The sequence below is a fragment of the Streptomyces sp. NPDC058308 genome (assembly GCF_042880275.1).
Taxonomy (GTDB): Bacteria; Actinomycetota; Actinomycetes; order Streptomycetales; family Streptomycetaceae; genus Streptomyces.
This window is the reverse complement of sequence record NZ_JBHVZA010000018.1, coordinates 176,811-201,600: the sequence shown is the minus strand read 5'-3', so window position 1 is coordinate 201,600 and position 24,790 is coordinate 176,811. Positions and strand designations below refer to the sequence as shown.

The 24,790-nt window shown below is 73.5% G+C and carries 13 protein-coding genes; 1 reads left to right on the top strand and 12 read right to left on the bottom strand.

Translation table 11 applies throughout. The features are described from left to right. Positions 1–90 precede the first annotated feature (90 nt). The 8 genes from ACFVYL_RS24500 to ACFVYL_RS24465 all read right to left on the bottom strand — a co-directional run bounded on the left by ACFVYL_RS24500 (position 91) and on the right by ACFVYL_RS24465 (position 8,395). Positions 91–936 (bottom strand): class II fructose-bisphosphate aldolase, encoded by an 846-nt coding sequence (locus ACFVYL_RS24500; RefSeq protein ID WP_389719445.1) that lies wholly within the window; start codon positions 934–936, stop codon positions 91–93. A gap of 119 nt (positions 937–1,055) precedes the next feature. Beyond that, a complete protein-coding gene (locus ACFVYL_RS24495; RefSeq protein WP_389719444.1) occupies positions 1,056–1,934 on the bottom strand; it encodes an SIS domain-containing protein in 879 nt (292 codons plus the stop codon). A gap of 59 nt (positions 1,935–1,993) precedes the next feature. Next, positions 1,994–3,307 (bottom strand): alpha-glucosidase/alpha-galactosidase, encoded by a 1,314-nt coding sequence (locus ACFVYL_RS24490; protein WP_389719443.1) that lies wholly within the window; start codon positions 3,305–3,307, stop codon positions 1,994–1,996. Beyond that, entirely contained in the window at positions 3,304–4,260 is a 957-nt protein-coding gene (locus ACFVYL_RS24485; RefSeq protein ID WP_389719442.1) for a carbohydrate kinase family protein, read from the bottom strand. Before ACFVYL_RS24485 ends, ACFVYL_RS24490 begins: the two co-directional genes overlap by 4 nt. Before the next feature lie 34 nt (positions 4,261–4,294). Then, entirely contained in the window at positions 4,295–5,182 is an 888-nt protein-coding gene (locus ACFVYL_RS24480) for a carbohydrate ABC transporter permease (RefSeq protein WP_389719440.1), read from the bottom strand. Continuing rightward, the gene (locus tag ACFVYL_RS24475; protein WP_389719439.1) at positions 5,179–6,129 is read right to left on the bottom strand and encodes a carbohydrate ABC transporter permease; all 951 of its coding nucleotides are present in this window, start codon (positions 6,127–6,129) and stop codon (positions 5,179–5,181) included. Before ACFVYL_RS24475 ends, ACFVYL_RS24480 begins: the two co-directional genes overlap by 4 nt. 9 nt (positions 6,130–6,138) lie before the next feature. Then, the gene (locus tag ACFVYL_RS24470; RefSeq protein ID WP_389719437.1) at positions 6,139–7,467 is read right to left on the bottom strand and encodes an ABC transporter substrate-binding protein; all 1,329 of its coding nucleotides are present in this window, start codon (positions 7,465–7,467) and stop codon (positions 6,139–6,141) included. A gap of 139 nt (positions 7,468–7,606) precedes the next feature. Continuing rightward, entirely contained in the window at positions 7,607–8,395 is a 789-nt protein-coding gene (locus tag ACFVYL_RS24465; protein WP_389719435.1) for an endo alpha-1,4 polygalactosaminidase, read from the bottom strand. A 301-nt stretch (positions 8,396–8,696) separates the two neighbouring features. On the opposite strand from ACFVYL_RS24465, the gene ACFVYL_RS24460 reads away from it, so the two are divergent. Next, complete coding sequence (locus ACFVYL_RS24460) at positions 8,697–9,458, top strand: DeoR/GlpR family DNA-binding transcription regulator (RefSeq protein WP_389719434.1); 762 nt, start codon at positions 8,697–8,699, stop codon at positions 9,456–9,458. Between the two features lie 31 nt (positions 9,459–9,489). Here ACFVYL_RS24460 and ACFVYL_RS24455 read toward each other — a convergent pair whose 3' ends face one another. The 4 genes from ACFVYL_RS24455 to ACFVYL_RS24440 form a co-directional block, all read right to left on the bottom strand. After that, positions 9,490–10,110: a hypothetical protein gene (locus ACFVYL_RS24455; RefSeq protein ID WP_389719433.1), complete on the bottom strand. Its 621-nt coding sequence runs from the start codon at positions 10,108–10,110 to the stop codon at positions 9,490–9,492. A gap of 197 nt (positions 10,111–10,307) precedes the next feature. Beyond that, entirely contained in the window at positions 10,308–11,177 is an 870-nt protein-coding gene (locus tag ACFVYL_RS24450) for a TauD/TfdA dioxygenase family protein (RefSeq protein WP_389719432.1), read from the bottom strand. 78 nt (positions 11,178–11,255) lie between these two features. Beyond that, positions 11,256–20,549, bottom strand: a complete 9,294-nt coding sequence (locus ACFVYL_RS24445; protein ID WP_389719430.1) for an amino acid adenylation domain-containing protein — start codon at positions 20,547–20,549, stop codon at positions 11,256–11,258. Then, positions 20,549–24,559 carry an amino acid adenylation domain-containing protein gene (locus ACFVYL_RS24440; protein WP_389719429.1) on the bottom strand — a complete coding sequence of 1,337 codons (4,011 nt, stop codon included), beginning with the start codon at positions 24,557–24,559 and terminating at the stop codon, positions 20,549–20,551. The genes ACFVYL_RS24445 and ACFVYL_RS24440 overlap by 1 nt, the downstream gene beginning before the upstream one ends. Positions 24,560–24,790 lie beyond the last annotated feature (231 nt).

Below are 24,790 nucleotides of genomic sequence, written 5' to 3'. Positions count from 1 at the left end.
GTACCGGGATGACCCTCCGCCTTGCGATCGCACGCACCAGACGCCGCGAGGCCGCCCTCCGGGCGAACGACGCGAGTTTGACGACAGGGCCTAGGACGGCACGGCCGCCGGAACCACGGAGGCGAAGAGCCCCAGCAGCCGGGCGACCTCGGTGGCCATCGCCTCGCGGCCCCGGCTCACATAGCGCCGGGGGTCGACGACAGGACCGGCGTCCAGGACGCCGCGCACGGCCTCGGTGAAGACCGCGTTGAGATGCGTCGAGATGTTGATCTTGCGGATACCGGCGGCCGCCGCCGCGGCCAGGGTCGCGTCGTCGGCGCCCGACGAACCGTGCAGGACGAGCGGCACCGGCACCGCGGCGCGCAGCTCCCGTACGAGTTCCAGGTCGAGGCGGGCGGTGCGTTCCGTCATGTGGTGCGAGGTGCCGACCGCCACCGCGAGGGCGTCCACGCCGGTGTCCGTCACGAACCGGGCGGCCTCGGCGGGGTCCGTGCGCACTCCGGGCGCGTGCGCGCCGTCCTTGCCGCCGATCTCGCCCAGCTCCGCCTCCAGGAACACGCCGTGCTCCCGGCAGTGCCGCGCGATCCGGCGGGTGTGGGCGACGTTCTCCTGCCAGGGCAGGGCGGCGCCGTCGTACATCACGGACGTGAAGCCGAGGGCGACCGCCTCCTCGATCAGCTCGGGGCGGGTGGCGTGGTCCAGGTGCAGGGCCGCGGGCACGCACGAGGCCGCGAGAGCGGTACGGGCCGCTGCCGCGAGAGGAGCCAGGGAGCCGTGATGGGCGACGGCGTTCTCGCTGATCTGCACGATCACCGGAAGCCGCGTGCGCTCGGCTCCGATGAGGATGGCCTCCAGCTGCTCGATGAGGGCGACGTTGAAGGCGCCCACCGCCGCGGAGGTGGTGTGGAGCATGTCGTACGGGGTGACCAGAGGCATGGCTGAGTTCCAGGGTCGGTGGCCGGCCGGACGAGCCGGCCCGCCGGGCACGGGGGAGAGGCGGGGACCGCCGAGTCGGGGGAGAGGGGGGCGGCCCCCGCCGGTCATGAGGTCCGGCCTCAGGCGAGGACGACGGACCGGCTCAGGTGGGCGGGGCTGTCGGGATCGCGCCCCGCGTCCTCGGCGAGCCGCACGGCCACGCGCTGGGCGAGCACGAGTTCCGCGAGCGGGTCGAGGCCCGGCCGGCGCAGATGGGCACCCGTGGCCTCGATCCGCTCGGCCAGCTCCTCGGGCAGCGGGGACAGGCTCCACACGGCCCGCCCGGGACCCGCCACGGCGATGGGCCCGTGCCGGTACTCCGGGACCAGGTAGGACTCCGTCCAGTGGGCGGCGGCCTCGCGTACCTTCAGGGCGGCCTCGTGGGCGAGGCCCGCGTGCCAGCCCTCGCCGAGGAACGTGATCTGCTCGGCGCCGAGCAGCTCCGGATCGAGCGGGGCTCCGAGCGCGGTGACGACGTCGGCCCGTGCCTGTTCGACGGAGTGGCCCAAGTGGGCCAGGAGCAGGATCAGTTGCGTGGTCGGGTAGCGGGTCTGGACGACGGACCGCTCGTCGGCCTCCGCCAGCGCGATCACGTCGTGGGCGACGCGGGCGGCCGGGGAGCCGGGCACCGCGGTGATGGTGGTGACGCGGGCGGCCGGGTCGGCGGCGGCCAGCGCGGTGAGGATCTCGGTGGTGGTGCCCGAGCGGGTCAGGGCGATGATCCGGTCGTAGCGCCGGTGCAGCCGGGCCGCCGACGCGGGGAAGGCGTCGGTGGGCCCGTGCCCGGCTTCCTCGCGCAGGTGGGCGTAGGCCTGTGCCATGAACAGCGAGGTGCCGCAGCCGATCACGGCGACGTGCTCGCCCTTGGCGGGCAGCGCCGCGGCGACGTCGGGGAGCAGGGCGAGCGCGCTCTCCCAGCACTGCGGCTGCGTGGCGATCTCTTGGCTGGTGAGGGACATGTGCGTCGGTTCCTGTTCTCGGTCGGAGTGCGGTGCGCCTTGGTGAGGGGGTAACCGGGTCAGCCGTCGGCCAGCGCGGCCCGAAGCGACGGCTGGAGGAGGTCGGCGTGGGCGCGGACCATGTCGTCGCAGAGGCGCCAGATCTGATCCACGGTCAGGGCGGCGGCGGTGGCCGGGTCGGTCATGGCCGCGTGCCGGATGTGCCGCGGTTCGTCGTCGACGGCGGCGCGTACGACGAGGTCGTTCATGCTCAGATACGTGCGGTTGAGGGCGGCCAGTTGCGGCGGCAGGGCTCCGGCGCGGGTCGGCTGGACGCCCGCCGCGTCGACCAGGCAGGGCACCTCGACCACGCCGTGGGCCGGGAGGTTGTCGATCAGGCCGCGGTTGGGGACATTGCCGTACACCGTGCGCGGGGTGCCGGTGACCATGCTGTGGATGATCTGCGGGGCGTACTCCATGGTGCCCTCGACGGTGAGCGGGTCCCCGGCGGCGAGGGCGTCGCGGGTGTGGCGGTACTCGGCGACGTTCTCGTCGACGATGCCGAGGTAGGCGCCGATGGGGAGGCGCAGCCGGTCGACCTCGCTGTCGTGGTGCAGGTACCAGGGCACGTACTCCGAGGAGTGCTCGCTGGTCTCGGTCGGGTAGTAACCGAGCCGCCGGTACATGTCGACGCGCACCCGGCGCCTCAACTGCTCGTCCCGCGCGATGAGTTCGTCGAGGCGGGGGTAGAGGTCGGTGCCCCGGTGCTCGAAACGCAGCACCCAGGCCTGGTGGTTGACTCCTGCGGCCCGGTAGGTGACCTCCTCGTAGGGGACGCCCACGAGCTTGGCCAGGTCCTGCATGGTCCAGTACACCGAGTGACACAGGCCGACCACCTTGGTCAGGCCGGTGGCCTCGGTGAGGTACTGGACGTTCATGGCCATCGGGTTGGTGTAGTTGAGCAGCCAGGCGTCGGGGCAGAGTTCGGCGATGTCCTCGCCGAGCCGCTTGAGGAAGGGGAAGGTGCGCAGGGCGCGGAAGATGCCGCCGATGCCGAGGGTGTCGCCGATGGTCTGCCGCAGCCCGTGGCGGGCGGGGACGTCGAAGTCGGTACGGGTGGACTCGCCCATGCCGATCTGCACGATGTTGATGACGAAGTCGGCGCCCGCCAGGGATGCGCGGCGGTCGGCGTGGGCGGTGATGTGCGCGTCGGCGCCCCGTTCGCGCGCTATGTAGCGGGCCGCGGCCTCGGCGGTGGCCAGCCGCTCGGCGTCGATGTCGTGCAGGGCGATGTGCGCGTTCTTCAGCTCGGGGAAGGCGAAGAGGTCCGCGAGCAGCCCCTGGGTGAAGACGACGCTTCCGGCGCCGATGAAGACGATCTTGGGCTGGGTCATGATGCGTGTGCTCCGGTGCGAGAGATGGCGTGGGTGAGGGCTTCGTCCCAGGTGGGCTGGGCGGCGGTGCCTCCGTGGGCCCGCGTGGACAGAGCTCCGCACACGGCCGCGAACCGCAGGGCCTGGTGCGGGGGCTGGTGCCGGAGCGTGGCGGCGATGAATCCGGCGTCGAAGCTGTCTCCGGCGCCGACCGCGTCGACGGGCGTCACCGGGATGCTGTCCGCGCTGATCAGCGTGCGGCCGTCGTGGCACAGGGCGCCCTGGGGGCCGTTCTTGACGACCACGAGGGGGACGCGCGCGGCGAGGCGCGCGGCGGCCGCCTCGGGGGAGTCCTCGCACCCCGCGAGGCGCATCGCTTCCCGGGCGTTGGGCAGCAGGATGCCGGTCTCCGCGAGGACCGCGTCGAGGGCGGCCCCGTCCCAGCGCCCCGACGGGTCGTCCTGGGTGTCGAGGGACGTCGTGGCGCCGTGCGCCCGGGCGGTGCGCAGCAGTTCCGGCAGATCCTCGGCGAGCTTGGGCTGCAGGAAATACGAGGCCGCGTGGACGTGCCGGCTGGCGGCCAGCAGGTCGGCCGGGACGTCACGGCCGCAGGTCGCGGTGAGGGTGCCGGGCGCGGTGAGGATGGCCCGGTCGTCGCCGCGGGTGAGGACGACGGTCAGCGGAGTCGCACGGTCGGGGTCGAGGGACAGGGCCCGGGTGTCGACACCGTGGGCGGTGAGGGCGTCGCGTATGTAGCGGCCGGCGTCGTCGTCGCCGACGCGCCCCGCGAAGGCCACGCGCAGGCCGAGGCGCGCGGCGCCACAGGCCATGATCGCGGCGGATCCGCCGATGACGAGGGAGCCGGATGGGGTGAGCTGTTCGCGCTGGCCGAAGGCGAGCGGTTCGGTGAGCGGGCCGAGGACGACATCGGGGTTGGCGTCCCCGATGACGAGCAGGTCGTACGCGGTGGGCATCGCGGTCCTTTGAACGGGTGCGGGCGGCGGGTGGTCAGCCCTTGAGGCCGCTGGAGGTGACGGAGCGGATGAAGGCCTTCTGGGCGAAGAGGAACGCGACGAGCACCGGCAGGACCGTCAGGACGTTGCCCGCCATCACCGCGGACCAGCGGGTGTGGTGCTGCCCCTGGAAGGTGGTCAGGCCGAGTTGCAGCGTGTACTGGGTGTCGTGGTTGATGGCGATCAGCGGCCAGCTCAGGTCGTTCCACGTGGTCAGGAAGGTCAGCACGGCGACCGTGGCGAGCGCGGGGCGGGCGAGGGGCAGGACGATGGAGACGATGACCCGCAGCCGGGAGCAGCCGTCGATCCAGGCGGCCTCCTCCAGCTCCCTGGGCAGGGACAGGAAGAACTGCCGCAGCAGGAACACCGCGAACGGTGTGACGAGCGCGGGCACGATGAGCGCGCCGAGCGTGTCGATGAGCCCGAGCTTCTTCATGACCAGGAAGGTCGGGATCATCGTGAGCTGGAACGGGATCGCCATCGTCGCCAGCATCAGCACGAGCAGCAGCCGCGACCCGGCGAACCGCATCCGGGCGAACGCGTAGCCGCCGAGCACGCCGAACACCAGGTTGGAGGTGACGGCGACCGCGGAGACGATCAGCGAGTTCAGCAGCCAGCGAGGGAACATGGCGTTGCCGAGGACGTAGCCGTACCCGCCGAGGTCGATCTTGGAGGGCCAGAGCGCCGGCGGGAAGCGGTTGATCTCGGCGTTGCTCATCAGCGAACTGAGCAGCAGCCACACCAGCGGCACCGCGAACAGCGCGGCCAGCGGCGCGAGCAGCAGGTGCCAGGCGCTGAACGGGAGCCGGACGTGGCGCCGGGCGCTCGGCACCGCCGTCGGACGGGAGGTGACCCGGGACGGCTCGGTCGTGGTCGCGGTCATGAGGCGGCTGCTTTCGTACGAGGGGTGCGCTCGCGGCGGACCACGCGCAGCAGCACGGCCACGGCCATCAGCGCCAGGGCGAGGACATAGGCGGCGGCCGCTCCGTACCCGGCGGTGAACTCCTTGAAGGCCTGCTCCCAGATGAAGTAGACGATCACGGTGGTCGAGCCGAGGGGCCCGCCCTTGGTGGTCACGTAGACGAGGTCGAAGACCTGCAGGGACTGGATGGTCTGCCAGAGCAGCAGGAACACGCTGACCGGTGTGAGCGCGGGCAGTGTCACGTGCCGCAGGATCTGCGCCCGGCCCGCGCCGTCCAGACGCGCCGCCTCCACCAGGGAGTGGTCGACGTCCTGCAGCGCCGCGAGGTAGATGACGGTGCACAGCCCCGTACCGCTCCACAGGGTGATGACGACCAGGATGCCAAGCGCCTGCGAGGGGTCGGTGAGGAAGCCCTGCGGCGAGATGCCCAGGCGGTGCAGGAGGGAGTTGGCCGCGCCGAACTCCGGGTCGAGGATGAAGGAGAACAGCACGCCCTGCGCGGTGGCGGAGATGACGAAGGGGATGAAGAACAGCGTCCGGTAGAGCCCGACGAAGCGGATGCGCCGGTTGAGCACGAGGGCAAGGGCGAGCCCGATGGCGATGCTCAACGGCACGTACAGAACCGTGTAGAGGACGGTGTTCCGCACGGCCTGGTGGAAGTTCGGGTCCTGGCGCAGTGCGTGGTAGTTGTCGAGGCCCACCCAACGGCTGGGCGTGACGAGGTCGTTGGCCTGGAAGGACAGCAGCAGCGACCAGATCACCGGCAGCACGCTCAGGCCGAGGATGACGAGCACGGCGGGCGAGACGAACGCCCAGGCGGTGGCCGCCTCCCTGCGGCGCCGGCGGCGCAGGGCGCGCGGCTCCGGCGGGTGCTGCGGCAGGGTCAGCGGGGTGGGAAGTCGGGGCATGTCAGGTCCTCAACGCGGTATCAGCAGGGCGGCGTTGGACTCCTCGGCACAGGAGCGCACCGCGTCGGCGGGGCTCTTGCGGCCGAGCAGCACGGCGACGATGGCTTGTCCCAGGGCGCGCGAGACGCGCGGGTAGGCCGGGTGCACGGGGCGTACGCGCGCCGAGGTGACCGCCTCGGTGAACACGGACAGGCCGCGCGTACGGGTGGCGTGCTCGCGCCAGGCCGGGCGGTCCTCGCTGCGCCGGCTGAGCGGCAGGCTGCCCGCTTCCGTGTCCCACCGGCTGTCCTGGGCGGGCTGGGCCAGCCACGTGACGAAGGTGCGCGCGGCCCGCACGCGGGCCTCGCCGTTGTCGAACAGCGTCCAGGTGTCGGGCCCGGAGATGGTGATGGGCCGGCGGCTGAAGCTCGGCAGGGGCACGACGTGGTAGTCGACCTTCGCCTGTCCGATGTCCGGCAGCTGCCAGGGGGCGGTCGCCACCATGCCCATCCGGCCGGAGAGGAAGACCTGGTACATCTGCTCGCTGCCCGGCTTGGGGTCGATGTAGACGCTTTCGTCGCGCACCAGGTCCTGGACGACCTCCAGGGCGCGCACGCCCTGCTGCTGGAAGCCGATGCTCCGCCCGTCCCCGGCGATGACGTCGCCGCCCAGGTCCCAGATCAGCGGCCACAGCCGCCACACGGTGTCCTCGTCGCCGGTGCCGGGCCAGCCGGTGCCGAACCGTCCCTCGGCCGCGTCGGTGAGGCGGCGCGCGGTGTCGGTGAACTCCCGCCAGGTCCAGCCCGCCTCGGGCAGGTCGACCCCGGCCTCGGCGAACACCTTCTTGTTGCAGACCACGGCGAGGGCGTCGAGGAGGGCGGGCATCGCGCGGACCCGGCCGTTGACGGTGACGGCCTCGCGGGCCGGCGCGTGGTAGTTGCGCCACGGCGTAGGGCCCTGCCGCACGTGCTCGGTCAGGTCGACCACCTGCGGACTACGGGCCACGCTCGCGAGGTCGGAGCCGAAGACGTACGCGATGTCGGGGTAGGCGCCGGAGGCGAGCGCGGCGGTGATCTTCTGCAGCATGGCGTCGGCCAGCACGCCGCCGCCCATGTCCACGCGGATCTCCGGGTGGGTGCGCTCGAACTCGGCGGCCAGGCTTTTGATGACCTTCGCGGCGGTGTCGTTCTGGCCGTGCCACATCTGGATCGTGACGCGGCCGTCGGTGCCGACCCCGTCGGCGGTGCCCGCGCCGCAGCCGGTCAGGGCGCCACCGGCCACCGCGAGCGCACCGGCGCCGCCGGCGCGCAGCACACCGCGCCGCGACGGTGGGCCGGGCGCTCGGGGGACTGCTGTCATCACTACCTCCAGGTGGGGCGCCCGCGTCGGGCCGGTGGCGGGGAACAGATGAGGTCAAGCGGGAGCGGGAAGGAGCCGCGGGCGTGGAGCGCCGGGTTCCGGGTGTCCGGAACCCGGCGTCCCGCTCAGAGCCCGTCTTTCAGCAGGTCCGGCGGAGGTATCCGCTGCTGCCGACGGGCGAGACCCCGACGTCACGGCGGACGATGCTCAGCCGCTCACCCCAGCCGGCACAGGCCTTGCGCAGGCCATCGGCCGAGTACTCGACGACCAGGACACGATCGCCGAACGCCGCCGTGTACTTCCCGCACTCGTCCCACTGTCCGCACTCCTCGGCGACGGCGAAGTCCAGTCCGGTCTGCTTGCGGTCGGCGGCAAGCTCCGGCGTGTTCTTCTGCGCGATGGCAAGGCCCTTGTCGTGGGCGTGCGCGGACAGGAGCGAGATGAAGGCCTTGGCCTGGCTCGCCTTCAGGTGCTCGGGGAAACGGGTGTAGGTGTCGTAGTTGTCGGGCTCGACGGCCTGGAAGCCCTTGTCGGCACAGGAGTCGATCCACCCGTTGACCTTGGCGGCGATCCGCTTGCGCTTGCCCGCGGTACGGATGTCGAGGACGGCCTCGCCCCAGTCGCCGTCGTAGACGACCTCGCCGTTCGCGTCCCGCAGCAGCAGGTCGGAGTCCCACTCCTTCTCCGCGCCGGGCTGCGCCTGGAAGGCGTTGACGTAGCAGAGGTTGTACAGGCCGCGGGCGGGGGCGGCGCCGCGGTCACGGCTGACGGTCTTCACCCCGGCGGGCGGGGTGTAGGCGCCGCCTATCTGGTAGTCGAACCCGGCATGCGGCGACGGCAGTCGGACGGCGGGCGGTCCTGCCGAGGCGGTGGAGGGGGCGAGCAGGCAGGCCGCCGCGGTGGCCGAGAGGACCGCGGCCGCCGTCATACACCTGCGCACAACACGATTGAGGCTCATCGGTGAGCTCCAGCTGTGGAGGGCACGTCCCCGCCTCGGAACCCGCGAAGGGCCCTGGCGACTCAGTCCGGGCTTGTGGCGGGGGCCACCTACCGGCTGGGCGTACCTCTGCGCCGAGTGCTCGACACCGGCGTTGCCAGGGAGTAAATCGAGCGCGTTCAGCCATGTCAAGGGATCGGTTTTGACTGAACTGCCGTGGACCCGCGCATCGGTACGCGTGTTCTGTGCGCGAACCGTGAGCGAACGTGCTCGTCACGGCTATGCTCACCGCGTGCTCAGAAGCGACCGCCACGCGCGGATACTCGACCACGTCGCCGTGCACGGCAGCGCCGACGTGACGCAGCTCGCGCGGCTGCTCGGCGTCTCACAGGCCACGGTGCGGCGCGATCTGCGGCACCTGAGCGAGCAGCGGCTGCTCGACCGTACGCACGGCGGGGCGCTCCCCAGCGGGCTGAGCATCGAAGTGCCGCTCCAGCACCGCGCGGACCAGCGCTCCCCGCAGAAGCGGGCCATCGCGAGAGCCGCCGCCGCTCTCGTGCCCGAGGGGGCCGTGGTCGGTCTGACCGGCGGCACCACCACCACGGAAGTGGCCCGCATCCTCGCCGACCGGGGGCCGGTCACGATCGTCACCAACGCCGTCAACATCGCGGCGAACCTGGTGCTCCGCCCCACCGTCACCCTCATCGTCATCGGCGGCACCGCCCGCAGCCAGAGCTACGAACTGGTCGGTCCCATCGCCGAGAAGACCCTCGCCGACCACCACACCGACATCGCCTTCCTCGGCGTGGACGGCATCAGCGCCGCCCACGGCTGTACCACGCACGACCAGTTGGAGGCCGCCACCGACCGCGCCTTCGCCTTCCACGGCAGCCGGACCGTCGTGGTCGCCGACCACTCCAAGATCGGCAGGACCACCTTCGCCAAGATCTGCCCGACGAGCGACGTGCACACCCTGATCACCGACTCCGAGGCGCCCGCGGGGGAGTTGTCGGTCATGGGCGACCTCGGGGTCCGGATCACCGTGGCCGGCTGAGGCGCGGCCGGCCACGGCGCGGGCGGTGGCGTCAGTTCTGGCGGGTGAGGGTCGTCGTGGTGCGGAGCCCGAAGCCGTTGTCCTCCGAGGACGTCAGGGTTTTCGGAGCCTGGCTGCCGGCCGCGCAGTTCTTGGCTGCGAGCTCGAAGCCGTAGCGGTACTTGCCGACCGAGTCGAGCTTGTCGATGTGCTTGAACTCGCCCTTGACGTTGCCCCAGGCCTCGTGGAGCACGGGCTCGTGCATCTTGGCGTTGAATTCGACCTTGGGCGAGGGCCGGAGGTCGAGCGTGTACGCGCTTCTGCTCTTGACCTTTCCGTCCGTTGTGGTGCTCGCCCAGTAGCCGCCCTTGGCGTCCTTGGTGAACTTGACCTCGAGCTGGGCCTCGGCGGTGACGCGCGGGGCGGCCTTGAGCGGCGCGAGGGGCGTATCGAGACGGGGCGGGGTGACGCCTTCCTGGTGGAGGGGCGTCAGGGTTCCTGTCGTCCTGGTGGTGCCGCGGTAGGTGCTGCCCACGTAGGCGTCGCGGGTACCGCCGCAGGCCGACGGGGCCTGCGCCGCTGCCAGGCTCGCGCCGGGCAGCGCGACGAGCAACGGGGCCGCCAGGATCGCCGAGGTCATGAGGCGCAGCGAGCGGAAGGTATGGGGGGCCATCGAAGTTCTCCCGTGGGGACGAGGTCGGGTGGACGGGCGCACCGATGAGAGGCCGCGCCGGATCGGCACGGCCCTCACCGGCGGGCCGCCGCACACGTTTCCCCGCGTCCCTGCGGGAGTCACGAGACGTCGGCGCCGTGTCGCCGGATGCGACCCGAACAGAGGTGCGGTGCTACTCCAACGGGGGAGAGCACGGGTCAGCCCTTCAGCGGACCTCCGTTGATCGCGACGCGTCGGCCGTAGCGGGTCCGCGGGTAGTAGTCGTACGTCGCGTGGTGCTGGACGCACCGGTTGTCCCAGAAGACCAGGGTGTTCGGGGTCCAGCGGACGCGGCAGGTGAGCAGCGGGCGCTGGGTGACGAGGGCGAAGAGCATGTCGAGCACCGCACGGCTCTCGTCCTGCGACAGCTGTGGGATGCGCGAGGTGTAGGCCTGGTTCACATAGAGGATCGGGCGGTCGGTCTCGGGGTGCCGGACCACGAGCGGGTGCTCGTTGACCGGGACCTCGTAGTTCGCCGGCACGCTGTAGCCGCGGAAGCTCTGCAGTCCGTCGTGGACGGCGGTCAGGCCGTCGAGGAGGCCGCGCCAGGTGGGGGAGAGCATCTCGTAGGCCAGGTGCATGTTGGCGAACAGCGTGTCGCCACCGCTGCCGCCCTCCGGCGTCTCGGTGATGTAGAGCATCGAGCCGAGGGAGGGCTCGGCGTCCGCGGTGCCGTCCGCGTGCCAGGCGTTCCCGGCGACGTTCGCCGCCGCCGCGCCGGTCTTGATCTCCAGGACGTACGGGTCGCCCTCCGGCGGCGGCGGATTGACCGGGCGCAGCTCGCCGAAGTGGCCGGCGAAGCGCTTGTGCTCCTCGACGGTGATCTCCTGGTCGCGGAAGACCAGCACGTGGTGGTCGAGGAAGGCCGTCTTGACCTCGGACAGCTGCGTGTCGGTCAGCCGGCCGAGGTCCACACCGGAGACCTCGGCGCCGGTGAGAGGGGTCAGGGGAGCCACGGTGATCTCCCGGTAGTCCCTCGGCGGCCTGGTCGTGACGGCTTCGAGGGCATCCAGCTCGTACTGCTCCACAGCGTCCTCCTGGGGTGCGGCGGTTCGGGGTGTGTACGGAAAGTTGGGGCGGGGTGGGCCCTCATGGGTGACGGGTTGTCAGGGGCGTGGCGGCGCGTCCTCGCTCGCGGCGTTGATCGCCTCCGCCACCGCCCCGGCGTGCGGCGGCCGGACGACGCCGTAGTGGTCCGTGGCCAGCACGCGCCACTCCAGCGTCGTTGGCAGGTGGGCATGCCACCGGGCACGCTGCTCCGCCGGACTGCCGAGCGCAGGCAGCCCGGCGAGCGGCTCCCCGGCCTGCCACAGCTGGGTGGCGGTGGAGTTGATCGCGGGCACCTGATGGGTGGCCAAGCTGCGCAGGTTGGCGCGGCAGCACCGGGCGAGCCGGTCGGCGTACGCGCGGGCCTGACGACCCGCCAACTCGCCTTCACATAGCCCGAGTTCGGCGGCGAACACCGTGCTCAGCTGCGTGTCGTCGTACTCCTCGAAGACCGGGCCGCTGCCGGGCGGCGGCGGGTCGACCAGGTGCAGCGAGCGGGCCGGGGACCCGGCCGTCTCGGCTTCGGCCGCCATGTCGGCGGCCACCCAGGCTCCGAAGGACCAGCCCGCCAGGTGCCAGCGCCACGTGGTCTGCGGGAAGCGGGCCCGCAGCGCCGACGCGTACCGCCGGGCGCGATCGCGCAGCGTCCACCCGGGAGGGTCCGCCTGCCGCAGGCCGGGGTCGGCGATCAGGGCGACGGTCAGCCGCGGATCGAGGGCGGCGACCAGGGGACGGTAGGACTGGATGTCCCCGCCGACCGGGTGGACCAGGCACACCACGTCGGCGCCGGTGCCCTCCTGCCACACCTCCAGCGTGACCCCGTCCTCGTCCGCGTCCGGGTCCGAGTGCGCCCCCGTAGGTCCGCCCCGTTGCTCGGCCAGCAGCTCCAGGATCTCGGCGAGGCCGGCCCGGTGGCCGAAGGAGGCCAGGTCCAGTTCCACGCCGTAGTGCCGGTCGATCTTCTCGATGAGGTCGAGGAGAGTCAGCGAGTCGGCGCCCAGGTCGTACAGCGACGCGTCGGGGGCGAGGTCGTCGACGTCCAGCGCGGCCCGCGCCCACCGGGCCACCAGCTCGCCGGGCTCCTCGGCGAGGCTCTCGACGGGTGCTGCGGGGCGCGGAGCGCCGGGCACCGGTCCCGCGTAGAAGGCGCGCGACCTGGCGAGGTCGGTGGTGGACACGAGCACATGCGGCAGCCTGAGTTCGAGCGCCCGCGCGAAGGTGCGCAGGCCCTCGGCCACGGTCAGGCCCACCCCGAGGTGTGCCCGGTGCCGGCTGTCGCCCTGCGGCGCGCGCAGGGCCATGCCGGTCTCCCGCCACACGTCCCAGTCGATGCCGATCCGCGCGGTCTGCTCCGTCCCGGCGCCCCCGTACTGCGCGAAGGCGGCGAGCAGGGCGTTGGCCGCCGCGTAGTCGTACTGGCCGACGCCGCCGAGCTGCGCCGACATCGAGGAGCAGTAGACCGCTACGTCCGGCCGGAACTGCTCGACGAGGAGTTCCACCAGCAGGGCGCCGCGCACCTTGGCGGCGTGGGCCAGGTGCGCGGAACCCGCCTCACGGCGGGACAGCAGACCGCCCGCCGCCACCCCGGCGGCATGCACCACGGACGCCAGCGCCGCCGTACGGGCGGCGATCAGGGCCGCCACCTCCTTCGGCGGCGTGAGGGCGAGGTCCGCCTCGACGAGCTCGACGCGGTCCGCCCAGCGGGCCAGCTCCTCGGGCAGCCGGGGCCGTCGGGACAGCAGCAGCACCCGCCCCTCGGTGTGCTCCAGGAGCCAGGCCGCCATGCCGGTGCCGAGGCCGCCGGTACCGCCGAGGACCACGTGGTCGCCGCCCGCCGGAGCCGCCGCGCCCGCCGCGTCCCCGGCTGCCGGAGCCGCCCCGCGCAGGGGCAGCGTCACCTGTTCCCACCAGTAGCCCGCGCGCAGCGCCAGATGGCGCGGCGGCGGCGCGGCGGCCGACGCGGCAAGCAGCGCGGACAGGTGCGGGGCCCAGCCGTCCGGGTCCACGACGTCCACCCAGTGCCCGTCCGGAGCGCCCTCCTGCGGCGCGACCTCGGTGACACCGGCGAGCAGCGCCGCTTCCGGGCGGCTGACCGTGCCGTGCACCGGCCGTGCTCCGCACGACAGCCACCACGGTCGTACGGTCAGCTCACGCGGCGCTCCCTGGAGGGCGCGGGTCACGGCGGCGGGGGTGTCCAGGCAGGCCCAGACCGCCCGGTCGAGCGCCTTGTCGCCGACGGGGCCGTCGATGCCGAGCGGCAGCGTGTGCAGCCAGTCGACCTCCGTGCAGCCCTCCTCCGCGAGCACCCGCATGACGCGCCGCAGCTGCCCGGGGTCGGCCGGGTCGGCCTCGAACCGATCCTGGTCCCGGCGGTCGAAGTGTTCCGCCGCCCTGATCCACACCACGCGGCGGTGGCCCGCGGCGAGTTCGGCGGGGGCCGCGCCGTCCGGCGGGCCGTCAGCGACGACGACCAGGGTTCGCGCACACGGCTCCGCGGCGTCCGTCGCGGCTCTCCGCAGCCGCGTCCACTGCGGCTGGTGCAGCCAGTCGGTCTCCGGCAGCCGCTCCGGCAGCTGCTCCGGCACCGCCACGGCGTCGGGCCCGGCTTCTTCGCCGGCCGGCCGCGGCGGCGCGGGCCGGGCGGCCGTGCGGGGGAAGTCGTAGTCGGCGAGGTCGAACGCCGGGGCGGGGAAGTCCCACGGCGGCTGCGCCGGGCCGTCCGGCCAGGCGAGCGTGCGACCCGCCAGCCAGGCGGCGGCCAGGTCGGCCGCCGCACGGCCGCGGGTCTCCAGGGCGGGCCCGGGGACGGGCTCGGGGCGTGACGCGGCCGTGGCCGCCGTGCGCAGCCAGGCCACCGCCTTCGCCGCGTCCCGGCAGACAGCGGCCGCCCGCAGTGCCCCCTGTGGCCTGCCCGCCTGAAGGTGCCGCAGGGTGCGGGCGTAGCTGTCGGGGTGCCGTGTCAGATGGGTGGCGATACGCGCGGCGTCCGCGGCGAGTTGGGCCTCGCTGACGCCGGAGAGCACGACGAGCGGCACCGTGTCGGACGCTTCCCCCGCCATCGTCCCGGGGGCCGGCGCTTCCACGATCACGTGCGCGTTGGTGCCGCCGATGCCGAAGCTGCTCACCGCGGCGACCCGGTCCCGGCCCGCCGGCCAGGGAAGCGCCCGCGTCGGTATGTAGAAGGGCGCTGGGTCGGGGCCGATCTCCGGGTTGAGCGCGCGGAAGTCGCGGGTCGGCGGTATCCGGCCGTGGTGGACCGCGAGCACGGCCCTGATCAGGCCCACGGCGCCCGCGGCCGCGCCCAGGTGGCCGATCTGACTCTTCACCGAGCTGAGGGCGCAGCGGTCCGGCTCGTCCACCCCGAGGGCCTGGCGCAGCGCGCCGGCCTCCACCGGGTCGCCGAGCCGGGTGCCGGTGCCGTGCGCCTCGACGTACGCCACATCGGCGCCCGTACGGCCGCTGCGGGCCAGCGCGCCGCGGATGACGGCCCGTTGCCCCGCGATCGAGGGGGCGCTGTAACTGAGCTTGGCCGCCCCGTCGTTGTTCACCGCCGAGCCGCTGAGCACCGCGTAGACGGTGTCGCCGTCGCGGCGCGCGCGGTCGAGCGGCTTGAGTACGAGCACCGCGGCACCGCTGCCCCCGACGGTGCCGCCCGCGTCGTCGCTGAAGGGCCGGCAGTGGCCGTCGGCGGAGAAGATGTGCTGAGGCCGGTAGCGGTAGCCGCCGGTCAGTTCCGGGTCGACAAGGACGCCGCCCGCGAGCATCACGTCGGCGTCGCCCTGCCGCAGCAGGGACGCCGCGAGGTGCACGGCGACGAGCGAACTGGAGCACGCCGTCTGGCTGGTGAACGCGGGCCCTGTGAGCCCGAGATGGAAGGCGGCCTTGGTGGCGAGGAAGTCCTTCTCGTGGTGGAGGGCCAGCTGGAAGTCGTCGGGCAGCGCATCCGGACCGCTCTCGCGGAGCATCGCCCGGAAGTAGGTGTTCTCGCCCGCGCCCGCGATCAGGCCGGTCCGTACGGCGCCGGGGTCCGCGATGCCCGCGTGGGCGAGCGCCTCGACGCAGGTCATGAGCAGGTGGCGCTGCTGGGGGTCCATCAGCCGGGCTTCCTGACGGCTGATGCCGAACCGTGCGGGGTCGAAGGAGAGCAGCCCGTCCAGTTGGCTGCGCGCGCCGACCAGGCCGTCGGGCGCGTCGAAGTACTCGATGCCGCTCCGCCCGGATTCCACCAGGTCCCAGAAGGCCGCGAGGTCCGGTGCGCCGGGTGCGCGGACGGCCATTCCGACGACCGCGACACCGTTGTCCGCCGCCGCGGGGGAGCCGGCCGGCCATGACGTGGCCGCCGCCGGATCCGTACGGTCCAGGAAGCCCGCCAGCTCCCTGGGGGTGACGTGCTCGAAGAGGTCGGCGACGGTGAAGCGGAGCCCGAGGCCGGCGGTGCAGCGCAGCTGGAAGTGCATCAGGCCGAGACTGGAGGCGCCCGCCGCGAAGTAGGTCTGGTCCGGCGCGATGGGCACCCCGGTCACCTCCTCGAAGACGGCGGTGAGTTGGGCCTCCCTCGCGGACGTCGGCGACGCGGCGGCCTGGCCGGGGCCGTCGGCGAGGTCGCGGCCAGGCGCGCGCAGCGCGGCATCGCGGTCGAGCTTGCCGCTCGGGGTGCGCGGCAGCCGTTCGAGCAGCCGGAAGCGCTCGACGCGGACGTGCCCGGGAAGCAGCCCGGCCAGGTGCTCCCGCAGCTCCGCCGGTGCCGGTGCGTCCCCTCGGCACTGGAGGCAGGCGACCAGCGCGGACCCGTCGACGGCCACGACGGCGCCGAGGACGGCGTCGTGCCGCAGCAGCGCGGCCTCGACCTGGCCCAGTTCGAGCCGGTGGCCGCTGAGTTTGATCTGCTCGTCCGCGCGGCCGAGGCAGTGCAGCAGCCCCGCGTGGTCGAAGCGGGCCCGGTCGCCGCTGCGGTAGAAGAGGCCGTCGCCGGGCAGCCGGACGAACCGGTCCCGGTTCAGTGGCGTCTCGCCCAGATAGCAGGGCTCGTCCAGCACGCCGCCGATGAGGAGTTCACCGGCGCAGCCGGGCGGCATCGGGAGGTCCGCCTCGTCGACGACGCGCAGCACCGCGCCGCTCACCGGGTGGCCGATCGCCGGGCGGTCCGGCCAGTCGGCCGGGTCGCCGTCCAGGCACAGGGCGCTGACGACGTGGGTCTCGGTCGGGCCGTAGTGGTTGAACAGCCGTGAGCCGGGCAGGCCGGCGAACCACCGCCGTACGGCGTCGGTGCAGACCAACTGCTCGCCCGCGGTCACGACCTCGCGCAGCCGCGAGGGGTAGCGGCCCAGGTGCACGGCGTGCTCGGCGAGCAACTGCAGGGCCACGTACGGCAGGAAGATCCGTTCGACGCCGTCCGCGTCGAGGCGGTCGAGGAGCGCGGGGACGTCCCGCCGCAGGTCGGGGTCGATCAGCCGCAGACAGCCGCCGGTGCACAGGGTCGCGAAGATCTCCTGGAAGGAGACGTCGAAGGAGAGCATGGAGAACTGCTGGGTCAGCGCGGGGGCACCCAGACCGCCCGAACGGGCCTGCCAGTGCAGCAGGTTGCACAGCGTGCGGTCGAAGACCCGCACGCCCTTGGGTCGGCCCGTCGAGCCGGAGGTGAAGAGGGTGTACAGGGGCCGGGCGCCCCGGTGCGCGGGGAGCGGCAGTCCGTGGATGGCGGGGCCGGGCTCCGCGTCGGACAGCGTGACGTGCAGGCGGGGCACGCCGCCCGGGTCCACCGGGTCGAACTCCGTACCGTCGCCGGGCGGCAGCAGCACGCACAACGGGGCGGTCTGATCGAGGACTTGGCGCAGCAGCGCGGGCGGGTACGAGGGATCGAGCGGCACCGCCGTTACGTTCAGCCGGGCCAGCGCGAGGAGCGCCACCACGTGCTCGACGGAGGGTTCAAGGAACAGCGCGACGTGGCTCTGCGCGGCCGCGTCGGGCGGCTGCGGCAGCGCGGCCAGTTCCGCCGCGAGCGCGGCGGCGTACCCGTCGAGTGCCGCGTAGGTGACGGTGCCTGTCCCCGTCCGCAGCGCCGGAGCCGATGGGGTGCGGGCAGCCTGCCGGGCGAAGCCTTCGGCGACCGTCGTCCACGGCGGTTCGGCGGGCGTGCCCCGGCCCGGTTCGGCGGGCGTGCCGCGGCCCGGCTCGGGCAGCGTGGCGCGGTAGGGCGCGGCCAGCTCCGCCGGCGTGGTGTCCGAGGCCCGGGCCAGCGCGGTCAGACCGTGCCGGAAGAGACCGGCCAGGGCGGCGGCCTGATCGGCGTCCAGGCGGTCGTCGGCGTACTCCCAGAGACATTCCAGGCCGCCGGGGCGGTCGACGACCGTCAGGGCCACCGGGCACTTGGCCTCGGCGGGGACCGGCCACAGCGGACGAACGGCGCATCCCGGCAGCGCGAGGGAGTCGTAGTCGGTGTTCTCCAGTACGAGGAGGAAGTCGAACGGCGAGGCGTCCGCTGCGCTGTGCGAGCGTGCGGCCAGGGCGTCCGTGAGCGCCACGTCCTGACGCTCCATCAACTGCCGTATGGAGGCGGCGGTTCGGGCCACCTCGTCCCGCACGGTCGCCCTCGGGTCCACGGACATCGGGAGGAGCACGGTGTTGGCGAACATGCCGACGCTGTCCGCGAACTCCCGCACGGGCCGGTGCGCGACCGGCGCCGCGACGCGCAGCCGGGTCAGGCCGGTCACGCCGTACAGCGCCCAGGCATAGACAGCGGCCAGCAGCTCGAAGCGCGTCAGCCCGAACTCACCGCAGAGCCGGTCAAGTGCGGTGCGGTCGGCTCCGTCGAGCGCGTCGCACAGCAGCCGGCCCGTGGCGTCGTGGCCGGGGCGGGGCAGCGGCAGCGGCTGCGCTCCGGAGGTGCTCGCGGCGTCGGCGGCGTACAGGGCCGACAGCTCGTCGCGCTGCGCCGCGTACGCGGGGCCGGCGTGCCAACGGTGCTGCCAGTCGGCGAAGTCCACGGGCGTGGGTGTTTCGACGGACCGTGTCTGCACCGCGTCGCCGGTGACGGCCGCGGCGTACCCGGTGGACAGGTCGCGCAGCAGCACGTTGACCGACCAGCCGTCCACGGCGATGTGGTGCAGGTGCAGCAGCAGCGTGCCGCCGTCCCGGGACGGCAGCCAGCACGCGCGCAGCATCCTGGGGCGGGACAGGTCGAACGGCACGGCGAAGAAGACGTCGTGCGGATCGCGTTGCCCAGCGGTTTCTCCCGCCGCGTCCCCTGCCGCACCCGGCGCCGCTTCCTCCCACGGGTCGTAGGGCTCGCCCACCTGCTGCCGCAGCCCGTCGGCGGTGGCCGCGAACGCGGTGCGCAGCGCCGGGTGTCGGGCGACCAGCGCGGAGAGCGCCGTGCGCAGGGCGTCCTCGGACACCGGGCCCGTGAGGGCGAAGGCCAGCCGGACGTCGTAGGCCCGGGAGTCCGGGGACCGCTGCTGAAGGAACCACAGGCGTTCCTGCTCGCCGGTGGCCGGTCCGGACAGTTCGCTGGCCGCGACGGCCTCCGGCAGGGCGGCGGGAGCTTCGTCACGACGTGCTTCGCGCACCGCTTCAGCGACCTCGGCGAGGTCGCCGTGGAGTACGCGGTGCGCGGGCACCTCGCAGTCCAGGCGGCGCCGGATCCCGTAGCGCAGGCGCAGCGCCTTCAGGGAGTCGCCGCCGCACGCGATCCAACGGTCGCCGGGCCGGAGCCCCGCCAAGCCCAGGATCTCGCCCGCGAGGTCGAGGACCACACGTAGCGCTTCGTCCACCGGCTCCGGGCCGGTGGCCGTCGGGTGGCTGACGGCCTCGGGCCGCCACGGAGCGGCGCCGCCCGCGCGAAGGGCCGCCTCGTCGACCTTGCCGTTGGCGGTGAGCGGCAGCGCGGGGACGCGGTAGAGGTGGTGCGGGCGCATGTAGCCGGGCAGGCCGGCGGCCAAGTGCTCCTCGAACTCGGCCCAGCTCAGGTCGGGTTCGGCGACGAGGTGGGCGAGCAGCTCCGCCGGTCCGCCGTTCTCGTCGCGGCGGGCGCACACGTGGACCTGCCGTACGGACGGGTGCTCGGCGATGTGCCGCTCCACCTCGCCGGGCTCGATGCGGAAGCCGCGGACCTTGACCTGCCGGTCGGCGCGGCCGACGTAGGTGAGGTCGCCGTCGGCCGAGAGCCGTACCAGGTCGCCGGTGCGGTAGTACGCGGTGGCCGTGCCGTCGTCGTCGGGCAGGGTCACGAAGCGGCGGGCGGTCTCCTCGGGCAGGTTGCGGTACCCGGCGGCCAGACCGGCGCCGGAGAGGAGCAGTTCGGCTTCCTCGCCGAGGGCGGCGGGACGGGTGGTGCCCGGCGCGCGCAGGGCCACGCCGGTCCCGGGCAGCGGACGGCCGAGCGGTACGACGGCGGCTTCGAAGTCCCGCGGGATCGGGTGGTGCAGCGCGAACGTCGTGCACTCGGTGGGGCCGTAGATGTTGTGGACCCGGGTGCTGCTGCCGGCGTTGTGGCGGTACCAGCGCCGGACGAGCGGCGCGTTGAGCTGCTCACCGCCGACCAGCAGCTCCGTCAGCCCGGAGAAGCAGCCGGGCTCGGTGTCCACCACGGCGTTGAACAGCGCCGTGGTGACGAAGGCGCTGTGGACCCGCTCCCGCCGCAGCACGGCGGCGAGCCGCTCCGGGGACTGCACGTCCTCGTCGCCGATGACGACGCAGCAGCCACCGGTAAGCAGCGGCGCCCACACCTCGAAGCTCAGCGCGTCGAAGGCCGGGTTCGACAGACAGGCGAAGCGGGCGCCCGCCGACTCCGGGAGGAAGCCCGGGTCGGCCAGGCGCATGATGCCGGCGTCGCGTACCTCCACGCCCTTGGGGCGGCCGGTGGTGCCCGAGGTGTAGAAGACGAAGGAGACCGGTGCGGGCGTCGCGGGCGGGGGCCCGTCCGCGGTGTGGACCGGCGCGTCGAGCAGGGTGTCGACCGGCAGCGCGGTCACCCCGTCGGGCAGGCCGGACGAGAAGGCGCTGTCGTACACGTCATGCGCGTCATGTACCAGGAGCCGGGCGCCGGAGTCGCCGAGGATGTGCGCGAGCCGGTCGGCGGGGCTCAGCCGGTCGGCGGGGACGACTTGTGCGCCGAGCCGGAGCACGCCCAGCATGACGCAGACGAGCTGCCAGGACCGGGGCAGCCCCACGGCGACGGCGTCGCCGGGACCTACCCCGCGTGCGCGCAGAGCGGCCGCGACGGCGGCGGCCGAGGCGTCGAGCGTGGCGTGGCTCAGCGTCCGGTCGCCGTCGCTGACGGCAGGTGACCCGGGGGTCCGCAGGCTCTGTTCGTGCACCGCCTGGGCCAGGCCGGCGGAACGGGATGAGGTGCGCATCAGTCCTCGGTGGTGGCGGTAACGGTGGTGACGGCCGCAGTTGTGGTGGTTGTGGTTGTGGTGGCTGCGGATGTGGTGGCCGCCGCGGTGACGGCCGTGGCGGCGGGCCGGGTGAGCCGCTCCGCTATCAGTCCGGCGATCCGAGGTATTCGCTCGCCCTCCAGGACGTCCCAGTGGCCGCCGTCGACCATCTCCACGGTGAGGCCGGCGTCGGCGCGCTCACGCCAGAACCGCCGTAGCGCCTCACCCGCCGCCACGGGGTCGCCGCCCTCGGCGACCTCCGCCTCCGCGGCCTGTACGAGGAGCAGCGGGGCGGCCGAGGAACCCGGCACGTAGTCGCGGGCGGCCTCCCTGTTGTGGTTGTAGATCCGGAAGTACCGGTCGATCTGCGCGTCGTCGATCCCGGGGTACATGCCGTTGAAGCGGACCAGCTTGTCGCGGAACTCGGCGAAGTCGACCGGTGCGAACCGCTCCCGTTCCGCCGGGTCGTCCGTCCCGTGCGTGTCGAGGAGCACCACGGACACCCCGCGATGCCCGGCCAGCGCGAGCCGTCGCCCCATCTCGTGCGCGACGAGCCCGCCGAAGGAGAGGCCGCAGATCACCAGGGACTCGTCCGGCTCCGGCCGCAGCAGCGTCAGGTAGTGCTCCGCCATCGCCTCCACCGAGCGCAGCGGCTCCTCGCCCGGATCGATGCCTTGCGCCTGGATCCCCTGCACGCGGATCCCGTCCGGCAGGGCTCCGGACAGCGGGAGATAGCAGAACGCGGTGCCGCCCGCCGGGTGGACACAGATCACCCGCTGTCCGTCCCGGCCCGCCCGGAACTCCACGAGGCCGTCGTCGGGCGCCACCGGTGCCTGCCCGCGCAGCCGCGCGGCGAGCCGTTCCACGGTGGGGTACCGCAGGACGTCGCGGGTCGCGAGCGCCTGGCCGAACTCCTCCCGGATCAGATGCGCCACCTTGATGGCCGACAGCGAGGTACCGCCCACCGCGAAGAAGTCGTCGGTGATGCCGATGTCGCGGTGCACGAGCACCTGCCGCCAGATCCGGTACAGCGCCATCTCGACCCGGTCGCGCGGCGCGAGGGTGTTGACCTGGTCGGAGCGCGACGCACGGGCGCGGTCGATGACCGCCTCGCGGTCCAGCTTCCCGCTGCGGTTCAGCGGGAGCCGCGGGAACTCGGCGAAGAGCGCCGGAATCATGTAGTCCGGCAGCCGCTCGGCGAGGGCGGCGCGCCACTGCGCGGGGGTGGACTCCGGGGCCTCGCCCCGGCCGATACCCGCCACCAGGCACAGCTCGCCGGCCTCGTCCCGGTCGGCGAGGACCGCGGCCTCCTGGACGCCGGGCAGCTCCCGCAGGGCCGCCGCGACCTCGCCGGGCTCGATGCGGAACCCGCGCAGCTTGACCTGGTCGTCGGCGCGGCCCACGAACTCGTAGTTCCCGTCGGGCAGTCGGCGTGCCAGGTCGCCCGTCCGGTAGACCCGCTCGCCGGGTACGAACGGGTCGTCGGGGTAGCGCTCCCGGGTCAGGTCGGGCCGGTTGAGATAGCCCTGCGTGACGCCGGCACCGCCGATGTACACCTCGCCGACGACGCCGGGCGGCACCAGCTCGCGCCGCCGGTCAAGGAGATAGATACGGGTGTTGTCGACCGGCCGTCCGATGGGGCTGCGCCGGTCCAGGTCCCGCGGCTCGTTGTGGGTGATGCTGTAGACGGTGGTCTCGGTCGGCCCGTAGACGTAGCAGACGCGCAGACCCGGCAGGGCCTCGCGCAGTCGCCACAGCGACCGCTCCGGCAACGGCTCGGCGCCGGTGGCCAGTTGGCGCAGCGAGAGACCCGCGAGGCGGGCGCCCGGGTCCTCGTCGATCCAGGTGATGTACGAGGCGGGCAGCCACGCGTGCGCGATCCGGTGCTCGCGCATCCAGTCGAGCAGCGCCTCGGGGTCGCCCCGCCGTTCGTCGGGCACGAGGTGCAGCACGCCGCCGGTGGTCGGCGGAAGGAACAGTTCGTGCACGGAGGCGTCGAAGCCGATGCTGGCCCACGCCGACGACGGCTCGCCGGGCAGGGCGCCGTAGGCGGCGAGCCAGTTCTCCAGCAGATTGGCGATGTTGCCGTGGGTCGCGGCCACGCCCTTGGGGCGTCCGGTCGAGCCCGAGGTGTAGATCACGTAGGCGAGCTGCGACGGCGAAGGCTGCTCCCCGGGCGCGTCCTCGCGGTCCGCCTCCGCCGCCACCTCGGCCAGGTCGGGCCACGGCCCCGGCGGGTCCGCCACATCGCCGAGCACCAGGGCGGGTTCGGCCTCCTCGACGATGGCCCGGAGCCTCCCGTGGGGCTGGCCGGGGTCCAGCGGCAGATATGCGGCGCCGGCCTTCAGGACGCCCCAGATGCCGACGATCAACTCCGCCGTGCGGCCGCAGTGCAGGCCGACGACCTGCCCGGCCCGCACGCCCCGGGCGCGCAGGGCGTGCGCGAGCCGGTTGGCCCGCCGGTCCAGTTCGGCGTAGCTCAGGCGGGTGGCGCCGCAGACCAGCGCCGGCTCGTCGGGCCGCAGACGTACCTGCTCGGCGAAGCGCTCGACGGGTCCCACGACCGGGCCCGAGGTGACCCGTCCCCGCCCCTCCGCCAGGAGCCCGGCGCGCTCGTCTGCGTCGAGCAGCGCGTACCCGGTGATCTCGCGCTCGGGGTGCTCGGCCAGCTGCTCCAGCACGCGGGTGAGATAGCGGGCGAACCGCTCCACCGTGGCGTGGTCGAATAGCGCGCGGGCGTAGTCGAGGTGCCCGGCGACGCCGCCGTCCTCCTCGTGCAGCGACAGCGTGAGGTCGAACTTCGCGGCGGCGTACGGGATGTCGAGGGGCTCGACCCGGGCTCCGGGCAGTTCGAGCCAGCCCCACCGGGTCGTTCCCCACGCGAGCATCGTCTGGAACAGCGGAGTGTGGGACAGGTCGCGGCGCGGATTCACCGCGCCCACCACCCGCTCGAAGGGCAGGTCCTGATGGTCGAGCCCGCCGCGCAGCGCCGCGCGGACCCGGCCGAGCGCCTCGGCTCCGGTCGGGTCGCCGGACAACTCGGCGCGGATGGCCAGGGAGTTGACGAAGAAGCCGATCAGCCGGGCGTCCTCCGGCCTGCGCCGGCCCGCGACCGGGATCCCGACAACGGTGTCGGACTCCCCGGAGAGCAGACCGAGGAGGATGTGCCAGCCGGTGAGGAGCGCGGTGAACAGCGTGCCCCGCTCCGCGTGGGCGGCCCCGCGCAGCGCGGCCGTCAGCTCGGGGGAGAGGCGGACCGGGACCCGGCCGCCCGTGTGGTCCTGGCGCAGCGGACGCGGCCGGTCGGTCGGGAGCGCGAGCAGCGCCGGGGCGCCCGCCAACTGCTCCCGCCAGTAGGCGGCCTGCGCGGCGGCCTCCTCGCCCTCGACCCACGCGTGCTGGCGCGCGGCGTGGTCGGCGAACTGCGCGGGCAGCGGCGGTACGGGGTCGGGACCGCCGCGCAGCAGGGCGGCGTACACGGTGCTCAACTCCGTCAGCATGAGCACCATCGACCTGCCGTCGTAGACGGAGTGATGGGCCGTCAGCAGCAGGGCGTGGCGGTCCGGCGCGAGCGTGAGGAGCCGTCCCCGGACGAGCGGCCCGGAGCCGAGGTCGAAGGGGGTGTCGCACTCCTCGCGCTGCCGGGCGAGGAGCAGTTCTTCGCTGTCCTCCCGGCCGGTCAGATCCTCCGTGCGCAGCGCGAAACCGGTCGCGGGCGGCAAGATGTCCTGCCGTGCCTCGCCCTCCACCGCGACGAACCGGGTGCGCAGCGTCTCGTGCCGCGCGGCCACGGCGTCGAGGGCCCGCGCGAGCACCGCCCGGTCCAGCTTCCCCTCGATGCGGTAGGCCATCTGCTCGTTGTACGCCGTGTGCGAGCCCTCGGCCTGCTCGAGCGCCCAGAGGCGTTGCTGGCCCAAGGAGCAGCGCGGCGGCGCACCGGATTCCGGGGCGGGGGAGGAGACATCGCGGGAGGTGTGTGTCGCCGTCAAGGGGGCGGTCCTTCTGCCGTGAGGTGAACGATCGATGCCGACGAGAGCCGGACGCGGTGTCGCCGTCGCGGGGCGGACGGAGCAGGGGATGCCGGGGCGGCAGCGGAACATGGACGGCCGGGCGGGGCTCCCGACGTCTACGCGTCACTGGTCTCTCGTGGGGGACAGGTTCTGTTGCGCGAAGGTGGGCGGCGTGCGGAGTCGCGGGCTGTCGTCAGGCCTGGTCAGAGG

Coding starts and splice junctions, on each gene's coding strand:
- ACFVYL_RS24445 (WP_389719430.1), bottom strand. CDS start 20,549: ATGCGCACCTCATCCCGTTCCGCCGGCCTGGCCCAGGCGGTGCACGAA.
- ACFVYL_RS24490 (WP_389719443.1), bottom strand. CDS start 3,307: ATGACCCAGCCCAAGATCGTCTTCATCGGCGCCGGAAGCGTCGTCTTC.
- ACFVYL_RS24470 (WP_389719437.1), bottom strand. CDS start 7,467: ATGACAGCAGTCCCCCGAGCGCCCGGCCCACCGTCGCGGCGCGGTGTG.
- ACFVYL_RS24500 (WP_389719445.1), bottom strand. CDS start 936: ATGCCTCTGGTCACCCCGTACGACATGCTCCACACCACCTCCGCGGCG.
- ACFVYL_RS24455 (WP_389719433.1), bottom strand. CDS start 10,110: ATGGCCCCCCATACCTTCCGCTCGCTGCGCCTCATGACCTCGGCGATC.
- ACFVYL_RS24485 (WP_389719442.1), bottom strand. CDS start 4,260: ATGCCCACCGCGTACGACCTGCTCGTCATCGGGGACGCCAACCCCGAT.
- ACFVYL_RS24480 (WP_389719440.1), bottom strand. CDS start 5,182: ATGACCGCGACCACGACCGAGCCGTCCCGGGTCACCTCCCGTCCGACG.
- ACFVYL_RS24495 (WP_389719444.1), bottom strand. CDS start 1,934: ATGTCCCTCACCAGCCAAGAGATCGCCACGCAGCCGCAGTGCTGGGAG.
- ACFVYL_RS24465 (WP_389719435.1), bottom strand. CDS start 8,395: ATGACGGCGGCCGCGGTCCTCTCGGCCACCGCGGCGGCCTGCCTGCTC.
- ACFVYL_RS24475 (WP_389719439.1), bottom strand. CDS start 6,129: ATGCCCCGACTTCCCACCCCGCTGACCCTGCCGCAGCACCCGCCGGAG.